The following is an 18,246-nucleotide window of genomic DNA, read 5'->3' on the forward strand; positions in this document are numbered from 1 at the left end:
CGGGACGACCGAGGCGCAGCTGTCGACCCTCGCGGCCGGACGCGGTGCGCGGTAGCGTCTGCCGCACGCACCGACACCGTCGTCGGCGCGACCGAGCCGAGGAGGCGCCCCGTGCCCCGCATCACCCCAGTCCTGTGGTTCGACGGCGAGGCCGAGGCGGCCGCGACGTTCTACGTCTCGCTGTTCCCGGTCTCTCACATCAGCCACGTGTCCCGGTACCCCGACGACTTCCCCGACCCGGCCCTGGCCGGCCAGGCGCTCGTCGTCGAGTTCGACCTCGACGGCCAGGGCTTCCAGGGCCTGAACGGCGGCCCCGGGTTCGTCCCCAACGAGGCCGTCTCGCTCTCGGTGCCGGTCGACGACCAGGAGGAGCTGGACCGGATCTGGGACGCCCTCGCCTCCGACGGCGGCCAGGAGGGGCGGTGCGGCTGGGTCCGCGACCGCTGGGGCTTCTGGTGGCAGGTCGTGCCGAGCGCGATGCAGCGGACGGTCGGCGGGCCCGACCCGACCGGCGCCTCCCGCGCCATGGAGGCGATGAGGGGCATGGGCCGCCTGGTCGTCGCCGACCTCGAGGGCGCCTACCGCGGCGACTGACCTGCCTGCCGCGACGAGAGGCCCCGGATCGATCCGCAGCCGTGGCGCGAGGTCGATCCGAGGCCTCTCGAGCGCCTCCTCAGCTCACCAGTCGTGCACCGTCCCGTCGGCGAGGCGGTTGTAGGGCAGGTAGGCCTGCTCGTAGGGGTACTTGCCGGCCTCGTCGACATCGAGCTCGACCCCGATGCCCGGCTGCTCGCCGGGGTGCAGCATCCCGTCGACGAAGGTGAAGCTCTGCCGGAAGACGGAGTCGGTCTTCTCGCCGTGCTTCATGTACTCCTGGATGCCGAAGTTGTGGATCGCGAGGCCGAGGTGCATCGCGGCGGCCATGCCGACGGGCGAGATGTCGGTCGGCCCGTGCATGCCCGACTTGATCTGGTACTGCGCCGCGTAGTCGAGCACCTTGCGCAGGTGCGTGATCCCGCCGGTGTGGGTGACGGCGCTCCGGACGTAGTCGATCAGCTGCTCGCGGACGATCTGCTGGTAGTCCCAGACCGTGTTGAAGATCTCGCCGATCGCCAGGGGCGTCGTCGTGTGCTGGCGGACGAGCCGCAGCGCCTCCGGGTTCTCGGCCGGGGTGACGTCCTCGAGCCAGAACAGGTCGTAGGGCTCCAGGCTCTTGCCGAGCGAGGCCGCCTGGATCGGCGTCATGCGGTGGTGACCGTCGTGCAGCAGCGGGATCTCGGGCCCGAACTCGTTCCGCACGGCCTCGAAGACGGTCGGCACGTGCCGCAGGTACGAGCGGGTGTCCCAGTCCTCCTCGTTCGGCAGGGCGCCGCGCTGGGCGGGCTCGTGGTCGTAGCGCACGCCCGTGTTGGCGTCGAAGGTGGCGTTCGAGGCGATGCCGTAGATCGACTTCAGCCCGGGCACGCCGGTCTGCACGCGGATGGCCTTGTAGCCCTGCTCCTGGTGGTCGCGCACGCTGTCGAAGAGCTCGTCCAGGTCCTTGCCGGAGGCGTGGCCGTAGGTGAGCAGGCCGGTGCGGGAGGCGCCGCCGAGCAGCTGGTAGAGCGGCATGCCGGCGACCTTCGCCTTGATGTCCCAGAGGGCGACGTCGACGGCGGCGATGGCGGCCATCGTGACGGGGCCGCGGCGCCAGTAGGCGCTGCGGTAGAGGAACTGCCAGGTGTCCTCGATGCGGCCGGGGTCGCGGCCGAGCAGGAGCGGCACGACGTGCTCGCTGAGGTAGGCGACGACCGCGAGCTCGCGGCCGTTCAGGGTGGCGTCGCCGAGCCCGGTGACCCCCTCGTCGGTGGTCAGCTTCAGCGTGACGAAGTTGCGGTCAGGGCTGGTGACGACGACCTCGGCCTTGTCGATCTTCATTCGGTCTCCTTCGACTGGATGGTGGCGGCAGCGCCTCCTCACCACCCTGTCGCACCTGGCCTCCACGCGCCAGCGCGTCCTGCTCGCGGGCGGCGTCGCGCGCCAGCAGGGTCGCGCCGGCGACCGCGGCGGGCATCACGACGACGGCCCCGAGGGGGACGAAGAACGACAGCCAGGTCGCCGTGCCGAAGCCGAGGGTCCGCCAGCGGTTCGCCGCCAGGGCCGCGCGTCGCTGCCGCAGCGACCGCCCGCGCGCGTCGAGGGCGAACCCGGTGAGCTCGACCGCGAGGAACCAGCCGCCGGTGAGCGCCCCGAGCACGGGCACGAGGGTCTGCCCGACGACCGGGACGAAGCCGCCGACGAACAAGCAGACCCCGACGGCCGCGGTGGCCAACAGCAGGCGGAGCGAGTCGCCGACGCTCCTCAGGACGCCGCGCCAGAACCCCTCGTCGACGTCGGCCGGGGCGTCGCCCTCGCGCTGCTCGACGTGCCGCCAGATGCGCTCGTAGAAGGGATCGCCGACGAGCAGCGTGACGGCCGTGAAGGTGACCACGGCGAGCAGCACGGCCAGCAGCGAGACCGCGACGCCGACGCCGACCCGGACGAGCACGCGGCCCTGCTCCGGCCACCGGTCGGCGAACGGGGTCGCCAGGACGGCCAGGTCGTCCGCGTGCCCGTTCACGAGCACGAGCAGGGCGACGAAGACGGCGCCGACGATCAGGGCGGGCACCGCCCCGAGCAGCATCAGCCGAGGCGACGTCCCCCAGAGGCGCAGCCCTCGGCCGAGTACCGCGACGCCCGACCCGAACTCGCGGAGCGCCGACACCTCAGCGCACCTCGAGGGGCACGGGCCCGGTCGGCGCCGGGAACGCCCGCTCGAGCTGCGCGAACGCCTGGTCGTCGAGGTCGACGGCCAGGGCTTCGGCGTCCTCGCGCACGTGGTCGACGCTGCCGGCCTTCACGGCGAGCAGCACGTCGGGCGCGAGCCGCAGCACCCAGGCGATCGCGAGCTGGGCGGGCGTCACGCCGAGGTCGGCAGCGACGGAGGCGACGACCGGGTGGTCCAGGAGCTCGCCGTGGTCGACGGGCGAGTAAGCCATCAGCGGCGTCCCCGTCTCGCGCAGCCGCGGCAGCAGGTCGTGCTCCGGGCCGCGCCGGGCGAGGTTGTAGAGCACCTGGTCGGTCTGGGGCATCGACGACCCGTCGGTCGCCCTGGCGAGGTCGTCGAGGTCGCCGACGTCGAAGTTGCTGACGCCCCAGCCGCCGATCGAACCCTCGGCGACCAGCGCCTCCATCGCCTCCACCGTGCCCTCGAGCGGGTGGCCGCCGCGCCAGTGCAGCAGGTAGAGGTCGAGCCGGTCGGTGCCGAGGCGGGCGAGGCTGGCGTGGCACGCCTCGATCGTGCCGCGGCGGCTCGCGTTCGAGGGCAGCACCTTGCTCACGAGGAACACCTCGTCGCGCCGACCCGCGATCGCCTCGGCGACGAGTCGCTCGGAGGCGCCGCGCCCGTACATCTCCGCCGTGTCGACCAGGGTCATGCCGAGGTCGAGCCCTTCGCGGAGGGCCGCCAACTCGGCGTCGCGTCGACGGGGATCGTCTCCGAGCTCCCAGGTGCCGAGCCCGAGGGCGGGGGCGGTGCGTCCGTCGGGGAACGTGACGCGGGGGTTCTCGTGAGCGGCCATCGTCCCAGTGTGCCCGGGAGACCGTGCTCACGGCCCGTCCTCTCTGAGCCGCAGACGCGTGCTCCCTCCCCAGAGTCGATGGCTCGCGGCACCGTCCACAGTCGAGGAGGCGCGGGTCGAGCCGCGACGCCCGCTCCGGCACGGTGGTCCCCATGACCACGACAGACCGCACCGTCCCGCCCCTGCCCGCCAGCTCCTCCGAGTCCGCCCTCGCGCAGTGGGCGAGCGTCGCCTGCGACGAGCCCTGCGACGAGGACCTCGTCTACGTCGCGTTCTTCGATCGCGGCGAGTACCCCTGCGCGAACCTGATCCGGCTGAGGGGCCTGCCCCGGCTGCCCTACGGCCGCGACGTCGCCTCCCTCGAGCGCGTCGTCCGTGACCAGGCGAGCGACGTGCGGGCCCGCTCGGTCGTGCTCGTGTGGCAGCGCGAGGGCGAGACGCCCCTCGACGACCTGGCCGTGGCCACCTGGGCGAGGGGCCTCGCCGAGAGGCTCCGACGGGGCCCGCTGAGCCTCCGCGGCCAGGTGCGCCGCACGCCGGGCGGGTTCGACCCGGCCCCGCGGCTGCCGGGACAGGTCACGGCGACCGACCTTCCCGAGGGGTTCGGCGTGCCCGGCGACGGCCCGCAGCTGATCCCGATGCGGAATCCGTACCACTGACCGTCGCCCGCCCGTGCCGTCGCCCGGAAGCGCCCGTCAGCTCACGCCGCGTCGGCGGCTGCGTCGAGCCTCTGCACCTCGTCGGCGGACAGCTTGATGGTCGCGGCGGTCGCCGAGTTCATGATCGTCTGCGGACGAGTCGACCCGGGGATGGGGATGACCAGCTCGGACGCGTGCAGCTCCCACGCGAGGGTCAGCACCTGGGGCGAGATCCGGCGTGCGTTGGCGATCTCGGCGAAGACGGCGTGCTTCGTGCCGAGGTCGGCGGCGTTCGTGATGCCGCCGAGCGGGCTCCACGGCAGGAACGCGATGCCCATCTCGTCGCACAGCACGAGCTCCTCGGTGCTCGAGCGGAACGCGGGGGAGTACTGGTTCTGCACGGAGACCAGGCGCCCGTCGAGGACGTCGTTCGCCTCGCGGATCTGGTCGACGGTCGCGTTCGAGATGCCGGCCATGCGGATGACGCCCTCGTCAAGCAGCTCCGCCAGCGCGCCCACCGAGTCGGCGTACGGCACGGCCGGGTCGGGGCGGTGGAACTGGTAGAGGCCGATGGTCTCGACGCCGAGGCGCTGTGCGGACGCGCGCGCCGCCTCCTTCAGGTAGGCCGGGTCGCCGTTCTGTGCCCAGGCTCCTGCCTCCGGTCGGAGGTGGCCGCCCTTCGTCGCGACGAGCACGTCCGAGGTGTCGCCGTGGAAGCTCTCGAGCGCCCGAGCGATCAACGACTCGTTGTGCCCGATCTCGTGGGTGCCGGGCTGGTGGTAGGCGTCGGCGGTGTCGATCAGGGTGATGCCCTGCTCGAGAGCGGCGTGGATCGTGGCGATCGCCTGCTTCTCGTCCGGCCGTCCCTCGATCGACAGGGGCATGCCGCCCAGGCCGATCGCGCTCACGGTGACGTCTCCGATGGTCCTCGTCTTCATGGGTCCTCCTCGTGCCGCAGCGGTGCGGCGCTCGTGATCGTGGCGGTCCCCGCACGCGAGGACCCTGCGTCCTGGCTACGCCCGCCCGGCCTCCCCGTTCCCAGGAACGGGCGGCGCCCAGGTGCCTGGCAGGGGGCACGGCGGGGTCTGCCAGGGGAGCCGCCTAGTTTCTCCGCATGACCTCCGAGACCGCCGTGGCCCCGTCCCGGCCCGCCGCCGGCCCGCACGACGACGGTGCTCCCCGTGGTGCGACGCCTCCGGGCGCCCCCGAGCAGGGACTCGGCCGGGCTGCCCGGGCACGAGCTCGGTGGCGTGCCGGGCGAGAGAAGCTCGACGGCTACCCCCGCCTCCGCGTCGCCTACAAGGTCGGGGTGGCGCTGGTGGGCGTCGTCGTGATCGCCGTCGGCCTCGTGCTCGTCCCGCTGCCCGGTCCCGGCTGGTTGATCGTGTTCGTGGGGGTCGCCGTCCTCGGCACCGAGTTCCCGGCCGCACACCGCGTCACGCAGGCCGTGCGACGGCTCGCCCACCGCCTCCGGCTGCGCTGGCGAGCCTGGCGAGCGAACCGGGCCGCCGCGCGCGCCTGACCACCTGCACCGCAGAGGGCCCGTCCGATCATGGACGGGCCCTCTACGGTGCAGGAGCTGTCGCTAGTGCGCGGCCTCGTACTTCACCGGCTCGGGCAGGCCCTTGTCGGCCCGGATCGACCGGGACAGGCGCTCGATCGAGGTGAGGGCCGCGACCACGTCGGCGGCAGTCACCGGGAACGGCATCGAGTGGATGGTCTCCGACTCGACGGTGGCGGCCGCAGCCACCGCCTCGAGCTCCTCGGTGTCGTCCGTGCTCAGGCCGATCTCGGTGAGCGTGTTCGGCAGGCCCACCCGGGTCGTGAACTCGACGAAGTCCTCGATCTCGGCACGGGGTGCCCCCTCGAGCACGAGCTGGGTCAGCGAGCCGATGTTGACCTTCTGGCCGTGGGTCAGGCCGTGCGTCTGCGGGGCGGCGGTCAGGCCGTTGTGGATCGCGTGCGCGGCGGCGAGGCCGCCCGACTCGAAGCCGAGGCCGGAGAGCAGCGTGTTCGCCTCGACGAGCGACTCGAGCGCCGGCGTGACGATCCCGTCGCGGACGGCGTCGAGGGCGGAGAAGGCGTTCTCGTGGATGATGCGCCACGACAGCTCGGCCAGGGCGGTGCCCGCCTGGGTCGCGAGTCCGCCGGCCATCGTGGTCGCGGCGGCCTTCGCCGACGCGCGGGCCTCGATCCAGGTGGCGAGCGCGTCGCCGATCCCCGCCACCAGGAACTGCACGGGGGCGTTCGCGACGAGCTGCGTGTCGATCAGCACGAGGTCGGGGTTCCGCGGGAAGAACCGGTACTCGATGAACTCGCCCTCGTCCGTGTAGACGACGGCGAGCGCCGAGGTCGGCGCGTCGGTCGAGGCGACGGTGGGCACGCTCACCCAGCGGATGCCCGTGGCGTGGCCGGCGGCCTTGGCGGCGTCGATGGCGCTGCCGCCGCCGATCGCCACGACGACGTCCGCGTCCGACGACCGGATCGACTCCGCCAGCTCGTCGATCGCGGCCGGCGTCGCGAACCTGCCGAACGGGACGCGCTCGACGCGCAGCGACTCGGCGGCGAAGCTCGTGCCCACCGCCTCCTCGACCAGGCCCCAGACGACGTCGTCCGCGACGACGAGGGGGCGGCTCCCGATCGGCGCGACGAACTCCCCGAGGCGGGTGATCGCGTCCTTGCCCTGGACGTAGCGGGCGGGGCTCATGACGGTGCGGACGGGAACGGGCATGCGGGTCTTCCTCTCGTTGCGGAACGTGTGTCGTGCACGGTAGGCGGAGCGGCTCCGTGTCCGGTGGACGCCGACACCGACGCCGACGCGCCGCCCAGCCGCGGCCCGATATCGTTGCGGGGTGACGCCCAGTCCTGCCTCCGCCACCGCCTACGAGGTGCTCGGCGTCCCCTCCACGGCGTCCGACGACGACCTGCGACGTGCCTACCGACGCCTCGCCCGCGAGACGCACCCCGACCTCGGCGGCAGCGCCTCGGCCTTCCGCGACCTGCAGCTGGCGTGGGAGGCGGTCGGGACGCCGGAGGCGCGGGCCGCGTACGACCGTCGGCGCCCGTCGTCGTCGACGTCTGGCCGCTCGGGCTCGGCGTCGTCCTCCTCCGGCGCCCCCGCGCCCGGCTGGGCCCCGCCGCCCCGTGACCCCCAGCGCACCGACTCCCGGCCACGGGCCCGGGTGCACGGCCATCCCGGCGGCGCCAACCGGGAGCGATACCTGTCGCTGATGCGCGAGTGGGTCGGCCGCGGCGTCCCCCTCGACGACCCCTACGACGAGGCCCTCGTGCGGACCGCGCCCCCGGAGATCCGGCACGTGCTCGCCGACGCCCTCGCCGAGGAGGCGACGGTCGCGATCGTCACCGGGCTCGGCATCGGCTTCACCATCTGGAGCGACGTCGACGCCGGCCCCGACGGCAAGCTCGACCACATCGTGCTCGGCCCCTCGGGCCTGTTCGCCGTGCAGTCGTCCGACTGGGGGAGCGAGGTCACCGTGTCCAAGGGCGACCTCGTCGGCCCGGGCATCCCCCTCGACGAGCAGCCGGTCCGCGACGTGACGAGGCAGGCCCGCGCCGTCCGGCGCGAGACCCGGGTGTCGTTCACCCACCAGCTGATCGTCGTGCCCGACGACGACCTGCCCACGGCGCTCGAGCAGGTCGGGCGAGGGCGACGGGGCAGCACGTGGGTCCTCCGGCGCTCGCTCCTCGCCCAGGTGCTCCGCCACGGTCCTGAGCTGGGCGACCGGACGGCGCTCTCCGACGTCTTCGAGATCCGGGAGCGCCTCCAGCAGGCCGTCCGCTTCGTGTGAACCGGGAACCGCCTCGGGGCGCGCCCTTCCCGGGGCACGTCCCGAGGCGCACACTGGTGTCCCGATCCAGGAGGTCCCCGTGTTCGAGCCCGTCAGCGCCTACAGCGGCTTCAGCGTCGACGACGTCCCGGCGGCGGCCGAGTTCTGGGGCGAGGTGCTCGGACTGGCCGTCACGCCCCTCATGGACGGCACGATGCTGCAGGTCGAGCTGCCCGGCAGCGCCGGGAGGGTCCTCGTCTACGGCAAGGACGACCACCGGCCCGCAGGCTTCACCGTCCTCAACCTCGTCGTCGACGACCTCGACGTCGCCCTGGCCGGCCTCGCCGAGCGCGGGCTGAGGCCCGACCCGGGCGGGCCCTGGGCGGGCGAGGACCAGGTCGTCCGCGGGCGCGCCTCGGGCCACGGCCCCGACATCGCCTGGTTCCACGACCCCGCAGGGAACGTCTTCTCCGTCCAGCAGCAGTGACGGCAGACGCGGGCCGAGGCGGCAGCAGCACGAGCGGAGGGCTGGCCCGACATCGGGTTCCGGGCCAGCCCCCTGTCCTCGTTCGGAGTCCCCGGCCCGCCGGTTGGGTGTCACGTCGTCCTCGGAGCGGCGGCCGGTAACCTTGGGGCACCGACCCGAGGAGCACCAGCGATGACGCGCGACGCCGAACCCCGCCCCGCCTCCGACCGACCGATCGCGGCGTTCCTGTCCGTCGCGGCGGGCGTGCTGGCCTTCGCGGTGCCCATCCCGGCCCTCAACGTGGTCTTCTCCCTCGGCGCCCTCGTCTACGGCGTGCTCGGCCTCCGACGCAGCCGGGCGCTGCGCTCTCGCGGTCCGCTGCGCTCGGGGCTCGTCCTCGCGATCGTCGGCCTCGTGCTCGGGGCCCTGGCAGTGCTCGGCACGGTGGCGGGCCTCGTCGTCCTGTCCCAGCGCTCGTGACCGTCCACGGGCCCGCCGACGGCTGGGTCGAGGGCCCCGACGGCCGACGGTTCTGGGGCCGCGCCGGGGCTGCCGGCCTGCTCGCCGTCGACGCCGCCGACCGCGTCCTCCTCCAGCACCGCGTCGAGTGGAGCCACTTCGGCGGCACCTGGGGCCTGCCCGGGGGCGCGCGCGACTTCGACGAGACCGCCGTGGCCGGAGCCCTCCGCGAGGCAGGCGAGGAGGCCGCCGTCCCCGCCGACGCCCTGCGACTGCGGTCCGAGTCGGTCCTCGACCTCGGCTTCTGGTCGTACACGACCGTCGTCGCGGCCGTCACGCGCGACTTCGACCCCGTCATCTCCGACGCCGAGAGCCTCGAGCTGCGCTGGGTCCCTCGAGCCGAGCTCGACGTCCTCCCGCTGCACCCGGGGCTCGCGGCGTCCTGGCCCGGCCTCCGCGCCCAGCTCGACGACGACGTGCACCTGGTCGTCGACGGGGCGAACGTCGTAGGGTCGCGGCCCGACGGCTGGTGGCGGGACCGCGCAGGAGGCGCCGCCCGCCTCCTCGGGTCCCTGGCCGACGCGCTCGCGGTCGGCCTCCCCGCCCGGCTCCTGTCGGACGCCCCGCCCGAGGGCCCCGGCGCCGCCACGTCCTGGTGGCCGACGACGACGGTCGTGCTCGAGGGCGAGGCCCGCCGAGCCCCCGACGTCGACGGGCTCACGGTGCGTCGCGCACCTGGCGAGGGCGACGACGCGATCGTCGTCGAGGTCGAGCAGCGCGTGGCCGCTGCCGTCGGCGCCGGAGCGACGCCCCGGGTCGTCGTGGTGACGGCCGATCGTGGCCTGGCCGACCGTGTGCGGGCCGCGGGCGGCGCCGTCGTCGGTCCCCGGCGCCTCCTCGACCTGCTCGGCTGACGGCACGGAGGCCCTCCCTCCGGACCGGGAGGAAGGGCCTTCGCGCGTATCGGGGGTCAGGCTGCGGGGCCCTCGCCGAGGGTCACCGTCGCGGTGTGGCTCGTGCCGGTCGCGTCGGTCCAGGTCAGCTGCACCTGGTCGCCGGCGTCGTGCGCCTGGACGGCCGCGGTCAGGGCCGAGGCGTCCGCCACGGCGGTGCCGTCGAGCGCGGTGACGGTGTCGCCCGCGACGAGGCCGGCCGACTCCGCGGCGCTGCCCTCGACGGTGCCGGCGATCGCGACGCCTGCCCCGGTGCCCGTCGCCGTGCCCGAGATCTGGGCGCCGAGGAACGCGGGGAGCCCGATCTGGATCGTCGAGCTGCCCTGACCCGCGACGATCTGCTTCGCGATCGACAGCGCGTGCGAGATCGGGATGGCGTAGCCGGTGATCGGATCGGCGCCCGAGGAGGCGGCGGTCACGATCCCGACGACCTCGCCGTCGGCGTCGCGCAGCGGCCCGCCGGAGTCGCCCGAGACGACGTCCGACTGCAGCTCGATCAGGCCCGACAGCGACTCCGTGCCGCTGCCCGTCTCGCTGGCGACGGAGATCGCCTGGTCGGTCGCGAGCACCGTGCCCTCGGCCGTCACCAGGTCCCCGGTGCCGCCGGCGTTGCCCGTCGAGTGCACGGCGTCGCCGGTGGCCACGTCGCCCGAGGCGTCGAAGTCCACGGGCGTCAGCCCGCTCGCGTCCTCGAGCTGCAGCACGGCGACGTCGTTCGTGGCGTCGGTGCCGACGACCTTCGCGGTGTAGGTCTGCCCGGTCGTCTCGTCGGTGACCTCGATGCTCGTCGCGCCCTGCACCACGTGGTTGTTCGTGAGCACCAGCCCGTCCGCCGTCATGACCATCCCGGTGCCGGCCGACTCGTACGACGAGTCGTAGTTCAGGGTGCTGACGATCGTCACGACGCCCTTCGTCTCGTCCGCGGTCGCCGCCGTGGCGGACGACTCGGAGGCGCCCGTGCCGCCGGTGCTGCCCGTGCCGCCCTGAGCCTGGCCGGGGAGCAGCTGGCCCCCCGAGGACGACCCCTCCGAGCTGCCGAACGGCGAGCCCTGCGAGGGCAGCTGCTGGGGCGAGAGCTGGTAGGTCTGCTGGCGTGCCTCCGCGGCGGCGAGGCCGACGGAGTGGCCGAGCGACCAGGCGCCCACGCTCGCCCCGCCGACGCCGAGAACGAGGACGGCGGCGGCGCCGGTCACGAGGGCCCAGCGGGCGGGGCGGCGGCGACGGGAGGGGCGGGGACCGAAGGCCGAGGGGTGGGACGGGCCGGACGCGGCCGTGCCGCCCTGCGTCGCGGCCGGGTCCTCCGCGGCGGCGGACACGAAGCGTGCGTCCGAGGAGCCCGTCACGTGGGGGAGCGTGCGGGCCTCTGCCGGAGCCCGGTCCGTCGCGCTCGGGGTCGGGGTCGGGGTCGAGCTCGTGTTCGGCGTCGGCGTCGTCGCGGGCGTCGGCTGGTCAGCGGTGCGGTCGGCGTCGCTCTCGCGGTCGTTCATGGGGTGCCTCCTGGGGCGGTGGTCGAGGTGATGAGGACCATGGAACGAGGTCCGCCGATGGATTCCCTATGAACCGCCGAGGAGGTGGTCGTGAGTTCTCGGAGGGGCCGCCGACAGCCCTGGGCCGTGTCCTCCCTTCGGCGGACGATCGTCCGTCCCCGGGCGGTCCGCCCCGAAAAGCGTTGTCGTCCGGTGCCGCCGATCCGATACGCTGGTCACCCGAAGGAGGTCCACGATGGCAGAGCCCGTTCACCACGTGCCCGACGAGCACCGCCCCGACGAGGGCAGCTCCGGCGCGCACACGGCACACACCCCCGCGCAGGGCGTCCCCGGGTCCTCCCGCGAGGTCGACACCACCCTCAGCTTCAACGAGGAGTACCAGGCGCAGCTCGCCGCGCTCCAGGGGGGTGCCACGTCCGACGAGGGCGAGGCGGTCGCCGCGCTCCCCTCCGGCTCCGCTCTCCTCGTCGTCCGACGGGGCCCGAACATCGGTGCCCGGTTCCTCCTCGACTCCGACGTCACGGTGGCCGGCCGGCACCCCGACGCGGGCATCTTCCTCGACGACGTCACGGTCAGCCGCAAGCACGCCGAGTTCCGTCGGTCGGGCACGACGTTCACGGTCAACGACCTCGGCTCGCTCAACGGAACGTACTTCGACGGCGTCCGCATCGACGAGGCCCTGCTCAGCGACGGCGCCGAGGTGCAGGTCGGCAAGTTCCGCCTCACCTTCTACGCCTCGCGCGTCGACCTGGCCACCCTGGCCCTCCAGTAGTGCCCGGCTCCGCCGCCGCCCGGTCGTCGCCGACCGGGTCGGCAGACCTGTTGACGATCGGGCAGGTCCTGGCGCGTCTCAAGCCCGAGTTCCCCGACCTGAGCAACAGCAAACTCCGGTTCCTCGAAGAACGCCAACTGGTCACGCCCGTGCGCACCGCGTCGGGCTACCGCAAGTTCTCGTCCGCCGACGTCGAGCGCCTGCGGTTCATCCTCGGGCTGCAGCGCGACCACTACCTGCCCCTCAAGGTCATTCGTCAGCACCTCGACGACCTCGATGCGGGTCGACCCTCCACCCTTCCGACGGGCTCCGCTCCCGTCTCGATGCTCTCCACCGTGCGCCGGTTCTCCCGAGCCGACCTGCTCCGCGAGTCGGGCGCCTCCTCGGCCCTGCTCGACGACGCGATCGCGTCGTCCCTGATCTCGCCGTCCGAGACGTACGGAGACGAGCCCCTCGCCGTGCTCGTCGCCCTGGTCGAGCTCGGTCGCTCGGGCATCGAGCCCCGTCACCTGCGGAGCTTCCGTGCAGCCGCCGAACGAGAGCTCAGCCTCATCGAGAGCGCGCTCGCGTCGGTCGCTCGGCGTCGCGACCCTGCCGGTCGGGCACGGGTCGCCGAGCTCTCCCGAGAGCTCGCCGGGCAGCTCGAGGTGGTCCGCACCTCCCTCATCCGCTCCGCCCTCGACCGCCTCGACACGTAGACGTCGGCGCCGTCGACGAATATCCTCGACACGCCGACTCCTCGACGCGGATGTCGCCTCGACGAGCACCCGATGTGGGTACCGTGGGACCAGGTCGAACCATCAACCCGGTGTTGAATGTTTCGGGTCAGATCGCGACGTGGAAGGCAACTGCATGAACGAGTCAGGTTCCCCTGAGGGATCCCGCTACGAGCGGGGCCTGCTCTTCACGGACGGCATGCCCGAGCTCGACGCCGACAGCGGCTACCGCGGCACCGTCGCGGCTCGCGCCGCCGGCATCAGCTACCGCCAGCTCGACTACTGGGCCCGGACCGGCCTCGTCGAGCCCACCATCCGCAGCGCCGCCGGCTCGGGCTCGCAGCGGCTCTACGGCTTCCGCGACATCCTCGTGCTCAAGCTCGTGAAGCGCCTGCTCGACACCGGCATCTCGCTCCAGCAGATCCGCACCGCCGTGAACCAGCTGAGGGAGGCGGGGGTCAGCGACCTGGCGCAGACCACGCTCATGAGCGACGGCGCCAGCGTCTACCTCTGCACGTCCGACGACGAGGTCATCGACCTCGTGAGCCGCGGTCAGGGCGTCTTCGGCATCGCCGTCGGCAAGGTCCTCCGCGAGGTCGAGACGAGCCTCGTCGAGCTCGACAGCACCCCCGCGGCCGATCCCTCCGACGAGCTGGCCGCCCGTCGAGGCGACCGCGCCAGCTGACCTGCCACGGTCAGCGTCCGGTCGAGCGCTGCTCGGGACTCACCAGGCGCAGCGTCCTGGGGTCTCGGCGCCCGCGAGCGGTGGCTTCTCGTCTCCTGCCCACGCGGCTCGTCCCGTCCTCCGCAGCGACACGGCAGGGCGCGGGTCCCCGTAGACGTGTGCCGGCGGTTGCACGCCAGGGGACGTGCGCCTGCGGGCGTGCCTCGACCGGCGTGCGGAGGGGCGACCGGTCTCAGCGCGCGGCGGGTTCGGCGTAGTCGCCGATCTTCGCCGTGCGCATGATGCGCTCGAGCAGCTGGTCGAAGTTTCGGGCCATCTCCTGCGCGCTCTCGCCGGGCCAGACGTGCAGGGGCTTCGCGGCGCCCTGCGCCTGCTGCAGCGAGGTCCGCTCGGGCAGCTGCGGGCTCAGGACGAGGGGCCCGAACATGTCGCGGAGCTCCTTGATGCGGAACTGGTGCTCGATCGACTGGACGCGAGCACGGTTGACGATGATGCCCAGGGGCTGGAGCCGAGGGGAGAGGCCGCGGCGGATCTCCTCGATCGCCCGCAGGGCACGGTCCGCCGCGGCGACGCTGAAGAGACCGGGCTCGGTGACCACGGTGACGCGGTCGGAGGCGGCCCAGGCGGTGCGCGTCAGGGCGTTCAGGGAGGGAGCGCAGTCGATGAGGACGAGGTCGTAGTCGGCCTCGACGTTGGCGAGCGCCTCCTCGAGCTTCCAGATGTCGCGGATCGACGGGTGCGGGCCGTCGAAGTTGATGGCCGAGGGGCTGCCGATCATGACGTCGATCTTGCCCGTGCGGCCCTTGGTCCAGCCGCTGGGGGCGATGGCGGCCCGGACCGTCTTCTCCTTCGGCGACGCGAGGACGTCGGCGACGTTGAGGTGCCCCGCGACGGTGATGTCGAGGCCGGTCGAGACGTCGGACTGCGGGTCGAGGTCGACCACCAGGGTCCGGAGGCCCTTGGCGAAGGCCGCCGAAGTGAGTCCGAGCGTCACGGTCGTCTTGCCGACGCCGCCTTTGAGAGAACTGACGCTGAGTACATGCACGACGACGACGATACCGTCACTATTCTTGAAGCACCTGCACGCCACGTCGCCCGACGGGCGATCCCGGCAGGCTCCCTCGTCTCCGGTGGCTCCGAGCCCCGTCCCCGTTCCTTCCCCAGGAGGTGCTCGTCGTGAGCGTCCGCCCCATCCGACTCTTCGGCGACCCGGTGCTCCGGTCGCCCTCCGACCCTGTCCGCGTGGGCGACGCCCGACTGGCCTCGCTAGTCGACGACCTCCTCGACACCGTGCGCGAGCCCGGTCGTGCGGGCGTGGCCGCTCCCCAGATCGGCGTCGGCCTCCGGGCCTTCAGCTACAACGTCGACGGCGAGGTCGGCTACGTCCTGAACCCTGAGATCACGGAACTCTCGGGCGAGAAGGAGCTGGTGGAGGAGGGCTGCCTCTCCGTGCCGGGCTTCTGGTTCCCGACCCCGCGCTGGTCGCGGGCCCGCGTCGAGGGCATCGACCTCGACGGCGAGCCGGTCGTGCTCGAGGGCGACGGGCTCATGGCGCAGGCGCTCCAGCACGAGACGGACCACCTCGCCGGCACCCTCTACGTCATGACCCTCGAGACCGAGACCCGCCGCGACGCCCTGCGGCAGATCCGGGCCAGCGACTGGTGGCGGGCCTGACCGGACCTCGACCGGCGGCGCCCGCGGCGCCGCCGGCACGGGTGCCGCGCGCGGTCAGGCGGTCGGCCCCGGCTTGTCCGCGGACGAGACGGTCCTGACCGACTCCGTGTTGGGGTAGACGGAGTAGAGGTCGGCGATCTGGCCGGCGAAGTCCTCGACGACGACGGCGCGCTTGACGCTCATCTTCGGCGTCAGGTGCCCGCTGGCCTCGGTCAGCTCGATCGGCAGCACGACGAACTTGCGGATCGACTCCGCCCGGGAGACCGCCTCGTTCGCGAGGTCGACCGCCCTCTGCACCTCGGCCAGCACGGCGGGGTGCTCGGCAGCCTCCGCGAGCGGCATGTCCGCGGCCTCGCCCGCGTTGTTGAGCCAGACCGGCAGCATCTCGGTGTCGAGGGTGACGAGCGCCGAGATGAACGGGCGCTGGTCGCCCACCACGACGACCTGGGCGACGAGGGGGTTCGCGCGGATCGGGTCCTCGAGCACGGCGGGGGCGACGTTCTTGCCCCCGGCGGTGACGATGATCTCCTTCTTCCGACCCGTGATGGTGAGGTAGCCGTCAGAGTCGAGGCTGCCGAGGTCGCCGGTGCGGAACCAGCCGTCCTGCATGACCGCGGCCGTCTCCTCCTCGTTCCTCCAGTAGCCCGCGAAGACGTTCTCGCCCTTGACCAGCACCTCGCCGTCGTCGTCGATCCGCAGCGAGACACCCGGGAGCGCCGGTCCGACGGTGCCGATCTTGAACCGCGACACGAGGTTCACCGAGGCCGGAGCCGTGGTCTCGGTCAGGCCGTAGCCCTCGAGGATGCGGATGTCGAGGCTGCGGAAGAAGTGTCCGAGGCGGGTGCCGAGCGGGGCCGAGCCCGAGACGGCGTAGCGGATGTTCCCGCCCATCGCCTTCTTCAGCTTGCGGTACACGAGCCGGTCGAAGAGGGCGAAGCGCAGGCGCAGGCCGACGGGCACCGTCCCCTCGTCGAGGGCCTTGGAGTGCGCGATGGCCACCGCGACGGCCTGACGGAAGATGCCGCCCTTGCCCGAGGCCTCGGCCTTCTGCTCGGCGGAGTTGTAGACCTTCTCGAACACCCGCGGCACCGCGAGCAGGAACGAGGGGCGGAAGGAGGCGAGCGACGGCAGGAGCTGCTTGGTGTCGGCCTGGTGGCCCACCTTGACCCCGGCGTGCACCGACATCACCGCGATGAAGCGGGCGAAGACGTGGGCCGTCGTGATGAACAGCAGGGTCGACGAGCCCGGTGCCACGACGTCGCCCATGGCCACCGCGGCGTTGCGGCTGGTCTCGACGAAGTTGGCGTGCGTCAGCATGCAGCCCTTGGGGCGGCCCGTGGTGCCCGACGTGTAGATGATGGTCGCGAGGTCGTCCCCGTTCGCCAGCGTGCGGCGGCGCTCGAGCTCGTCGTCCGGCACGCCCCGCCCGGAGCGGGCCAGCTTCTCGAGGTCGCCGAGGTCGATCTGCCAGACGTGGGCGACGTCCGGCAGCTCGGGGTGCACCTCGTCGAAGCGGGCGAAGTGGTCCGGCGTCTCGACGATCACGGCCACGGCGCCCGAGTCGCTGAGGTTCCAGTGCACCTGGCTCGGCGACGACGTCTCGTAGACGGGCACGAGCAGCGCGCCGGCGAACCAGACCGCGAAGTCGACGAGCGTCCACTCGTAGCGGGTGCGGCTCATCAGGCCCACCACGTCGCCGGGCTGGATGCCGGCGGCGATGAGGCCCTTGGCGACCTCGCGCACCCGGGCGGCGAACTCGGCGGCGGTGACGTCGGTCCAGCCTCCCGTACCGTCGGGCACGGAGAACAACGGCTCGTTCGGCGTCGCCGCCGCCCGCTCCACGAGCAGGTCTGTCGCGTTGGCGGTCGGGTCGGCAGGGACCACGAGGGGGACGGTGTGTTCGTTCACGGCAGCTCCTTCGGCACCGGCAGGGTCCGACGAGCTTAGCGGGGCCCCCTCCGTCCGTCCCGGGACGACCTGCGGGCGTCGTGGAACGACAGGAGACGGCCCGAGGATAGACTCGTCGCTCGTGCAGGCAATAGGCATTGACATCGGCGGGACGAAGATCGCGGGCGGCGTCGTCACCGAGCTGGGCGAGATCGTCGCCGAGGAGCGAGTCCCGACCCCCGCCGGCGACGCCGGTGCGATCGTCGACGCCGTCGTCGCGATGGTGAAGGGCCTCCAGGCGCGTCACCCCGGCGTCGTCGCCGCAGGGGTCGCGGCCCCCGGCTTCATCGACGCCTCGCAGTCGGTCGTGTACTACACGCCGAACATCCCGTGGCGGAACGAGCCGCTCAGGGCCCGGCTGTCCGAGCAGCTCGACCTGCACATCACCATCGACAACGACGCGAACGCCGCGGGCTGGGCCGAGTTCCGGTTCGGCGCCGGCCGCCTCGCGAGCGACATGACCATGCTCACCATCGGCACGGGCGTCGGCGGCGCCGTCGTCGCCCAGGACCGCCTGCTCCGCGGCGGCTTCGGCACCGGCGGCGAGCTCGGCCACATGCGCATCGTCCCCGACGGCTTGCCCTGTGGCTGCGGTGCCCGCGGCTGCATCGAGCAGTACGGCTCCGGACGGGCCCTGCTGCGCATGGCGGGCGAGGTGGCCGACCTCGGCGGCGTCGGGTCGGCGCTGGCGGCGGTGCGTGCCGAGAAGGGCGAGCTCACGGGCCACGACGTGGCCGCGCTGATGCAGGCGGGCGACGCGGGTGCCCTCGAGGCCCTCCGCCAGCTGGGTACCTGGCTCGGCCAGGCCGCGGCCTCGCTCGCCGCCATCCTCGACCCGCAGGTGTTCGTCTTCGGCGGGGGAGTCGCGCAGTCGGGCGAGCTCCTCCTCGCCCCCGTCCGCAAGGCGTTCCACGAGCACCTGCCGGCCCGCGGGTTCCACCCGGAGCCCGACTTCGTCATCGCCGAGCTGGTCAACGACGCGGGCGTCGTGGGCGCCGCCGACCTGGCCCGGCTGCACGCGTCCACTCGCTAGACTCCGACCGCCGACGAGGGAGGGGCCCC

Annotated in this window: 20 protein-coding genes; 12 read left to right on the forward strand and 8 right to left on the reverse strand. The window is 73.2% G+C overall.

The genetic code is table 11. The features are described 5' to 3' along the window. The first annotated feature begins 111 nt into the window (after positions 1–111). Positions 112–594 (forward strand): VOC family protein, encoded by a 483-nt coding sequence (locus IFT90_RS06665; RefSeq protein ID WP_192041565.1) that lies wholly within the window; start codon positions 112–114, stop codon positions 592–594. 84 nt (positions 595–678) lie between these two features. Here IFT90_RS06665 and manD read toward each other — a convergent pair whose 3' ends face one another. Genes manD through IFT90_RS06680 form a run of 3 tightly spaced genes read right to left on the reverse strand, consistent with a single transcriptional unit; the run spans position 679 to position 3,599 of the window. Next, positions 679–1,917, reverse strand: coding sequence for a D-mannonate dehydratase ManD (gene manD / locus IFT90_RS06670; RefSeq protein WP_192041566.1), 1,239 nt, complete (start codon positions 1,915–1,917; stop codon positions 679–681). Continuing rightward, on the reverse strand, positions 1,877–2,743 hold the full coding sequence (locus IFT90_RS06675; RefSeq protein WP_199861738.1) for an EI24 domain-containing protein: 867 nt from the start codon (positions 2,741–2,743) through the stop codon (positions 1,877–1,879). Before IFT90_RS06675 ends, manD begins: the two co-directional genes overlap by 41 nt. Before the next feature lies 1 nt (position 2,744). Next, positions 2,745–3,599, reverse strand: coding sequence for an aldo/keto reductase (locus IFT90_RS06680; protein WP_192041567.1), 855 nt, complete (start codon positions 3,597–3,599; stop codon positions 2,745–2,747). 152 nt (positions 3,600–3,751) lie between these two features. On the opposite strand from IFT90_RS06680, the gene IFT90_RS06685 reads away from it, so the two are divergent. Next, positions 3,752–4,258 (forward strand): hypothetical protein, encoded by a 507-nt coding sequence (locus tag IFT90_RS06685; protein ID WP_192041568.1) that lies wholly within the window; start codon positions 3,752–3,754, stop codon positions 4,256–4,258. Positions 4,259–4,299: 41 nt separating this feature from the next. Here the strand turns inward: IFT90_RS06685 and IFT90_RS06690 are convergent, their stop codons facing one another. Continuing rightward, positions 4,300–5,175, reverse strand: a complete 876-nt coding sequence (locus IFT90_RS06690; protein ID WP_123545522.1) for an aldo/keto reductase — start codon at positions 5,173–5,175, stop codon at positions 4,300–4,302. A 176-nt stretch (positions 5,176–5,351) separates the two neighbouring features. On the opposite strand from IFT90_RS06690, the gene IFT90_RS06695 reads away from it, so the two are divergent. Beyond that, on the forward strand, positions 5,352–5,759 hold the full coding sequence (locus IFT90_RS06695; RefSeq protein WP_192041569.1) for a PGPGW domain-containing protein: 408 nt from the start codon (positions 5,352–5,354) through the stop codon (positions 5,757–5,759). A gap of 63 nt (positions 5,760–5,822) precedes the next feature. On the opposite strand, the gene IFT90_RS06700 is transcribed toward IFT90_RS06695, so the two are convergent. Continuing rightward, entirely contained in the window at positions 5,823–6,968 is a 1,146-nt protein-coding gene (locus IFT90_RS06700; RefSeq protein ID WP_192041570.1) for a glycerol dehydrogenase, read from the reverse strand. A 121-nt stretch (positions 6,969–7,089) separates the two neighbouring features. Between IFT90_RS06700 and IFT90_RS06705 the strand changes: the two genes are divergently transcribed. The 4 genes from IFT90_RS06705 to IFT90_RS06720 all read left to right on the forward strand — a co-directional run bounded on the left by IFT90_RS06705 (position 7,090) and on the right by IFT90_RS06720 (position 9,864). Then, positions 7,090–8,046, forward strand: a complete 957-nt coding sequence (locus IFT90_RS06705; protein WP_192041571.1) for a DnaJ domain-containing protein — start codon at positions 7,090–7,092, stop codon at positions 8,044–8,046. 79 nt (positions 8,047–8,125) lie between these two features. Continuing rightward, the gene (locus IFT90_RS06710) at positions 8,126–8,512 is read left to right on the forward strand and encodes a VOC family protein (protein ID WP_192041572.1); all 387 of its coding nucleotides are present in this window, start codon (positions 8,126–8,128) and stop codon (positions 8,510–8,512) included. Between the two features lie 171 nt (positions 8,513–8,683). Beyond that, positions 8,684–8,971, forward strand: a complete 288-nt coding sequence (locus IFT90_RS06715) for a hypothetical protein (RefSeq protein ID WP_192041573.1) — start codon at positions 8,684–8,686, stop codon at positions 8,969–8,971. After that, complete coding sequence (locus tag IFT90_RS06720) at positions 8,968–9,864, forward strand: NUDIX domain-containing protein (protein WP_192041574.1); 897 nt, start codon at positions 8,968–8,970, stop codon at positions 9,862–9,864. Before IFT90_RS06715 ends, IFT90_RS06720 begins: the two co-directional genes overlap by 4 nt. A gap of 56 nt (positions 9,865–9,920) precedes the next feature. On the opposite strand, the gene IFT90_RS06725 is transcribed toward IFT90_RS06720, so the two are convergent. Continuing rightward, positions 9,921–11,390 carry a S1C family serine protease gene (locus IFT90_RS06725; RefSeq protein ID WP_192041575.1) on the reverse strand — a complete coding sequence of 490 codons (1,470 nt, stop codon included), beginning with the start codon at positions 11,388–11,390 and terminating at the stop codon, positions 9,921–9,923. Between the two features lie 235 nt (positions 11,391–11,625). Here IFT90_RS06725 and IFT90_RS06730 point away from each other — a divergent pair, with 235 nt between their 5' ends. From IFT90_RS06730 to IFT90_RS06740, 3 genes are all read left to right on the forward strand, one after another. Continuing rightward, positions 11,626–12,162 carry an FHA domain-containing protein gene (locus IFT90_RS06730; protein WP_192041576.1) on the forward strand — a complete coding sequence of 179 codons (537 nt, stop codon included), beginning with the start codon at positions 11,626–11,628 and terminating at the stop codon, positions 12,160–12,162. After that, positions 12,162–12,860: a MerR family transcriptional regulator gene (locus IFT90_RS06735; RefSeq protein ID WP_192041577.1), complete on the forward strand. Its 699-nt coding sequence runs from the start codon at positions 12,162–12,164 to the stop codon at positions 12,858–12,860. Before IFT90_RS06730 ends, IFT90_RS06735 begins: the two co-directional genes overlap by 1 nt. A gap of 154 nt (positions 12,861–13,014) precedes the next feature. After that, a complete protein-coding gene (locus IFT90_RS06740; protein ID WP_123545541.1) occupies positions 13,015–13,563 on the forward strand; it encodes a MerR family transcriptional regulator in 549 nt (182 codons plus the stop codon). Positions 13,564–13,795: 232 nt separating this feature from the next. On the opposite strand, the gene IFT90_RS06745 is transcribed toward IFT90_RS06740, so the two are convergent. Next, a complete protein-coding gene (locus IFT90_RS06745; protein WP_123545543.1) occupies positions 13,796–14,608 on the reverse strand; it encodes a ParA family protein in 813 nt (270 codons plus the stop codon). A gap of 131 nt (positions 14,609–14,739) precedes the next feature. Here IFT90_RS06745 and def point away from each other — a divergent pair, with 131 nt between their 5' ends. Continuing rightward, positions 14,740–15,237, forward strand: a complete 498-nt coding sequence (def, locus tag IFT90_RS06750; RefSeq protein WP_133737430.1) for a peptide deformylase — start codon at positions 14,740–14,742, stop codon at positions 15,235–15,237. 54 nt (positions 15,238–15,291) lie between these two features. Here the strand turns inward: def and IFT90_RS06755 are convergent, their stop codons facing one another. Next, positions 15,292–17,145 carry an AMP-dependent synthetase/ligase gene (locus tag IFT90_RS06755; protein WP_192041578.1) on the reverse strand — a complete coding sequence of 618 codons (1,854 nt, stop codon included), beginning with the start codon at positions 17,143–17,145 and terminating at the stop codon, positions 15,292–15,294. A gap of 121 nt (positions 17,146–17,266) precedes the next feature. Here IFT90_RS06755 and IFT90_RS06760 point away from each other — a divergent pair, with 121 nt between their 5' ends. Further along, positions 17,267–18,217 (forward strand): ROK family glucokinase, encoded by a 951-nt coding sequence (locus tag IFT90_RS06760; RefSeq protein WP_192041579.1) that lies wholly within the window; start codon positions 17,267–17,269, stop codon positions 18,215–18,217. Positions 18,218–18,246 lie beyond the last annotated feature (29 nt).

This window comes from Frigoribacterium sp. CFBP 8766 (assembly GCF_014841435.1).
Classification (GTDB): Bacteria; Actinomycetota; Actinomycetes; order Actinomycetales; family Microbacteriaceae; genus Frigoribacterium.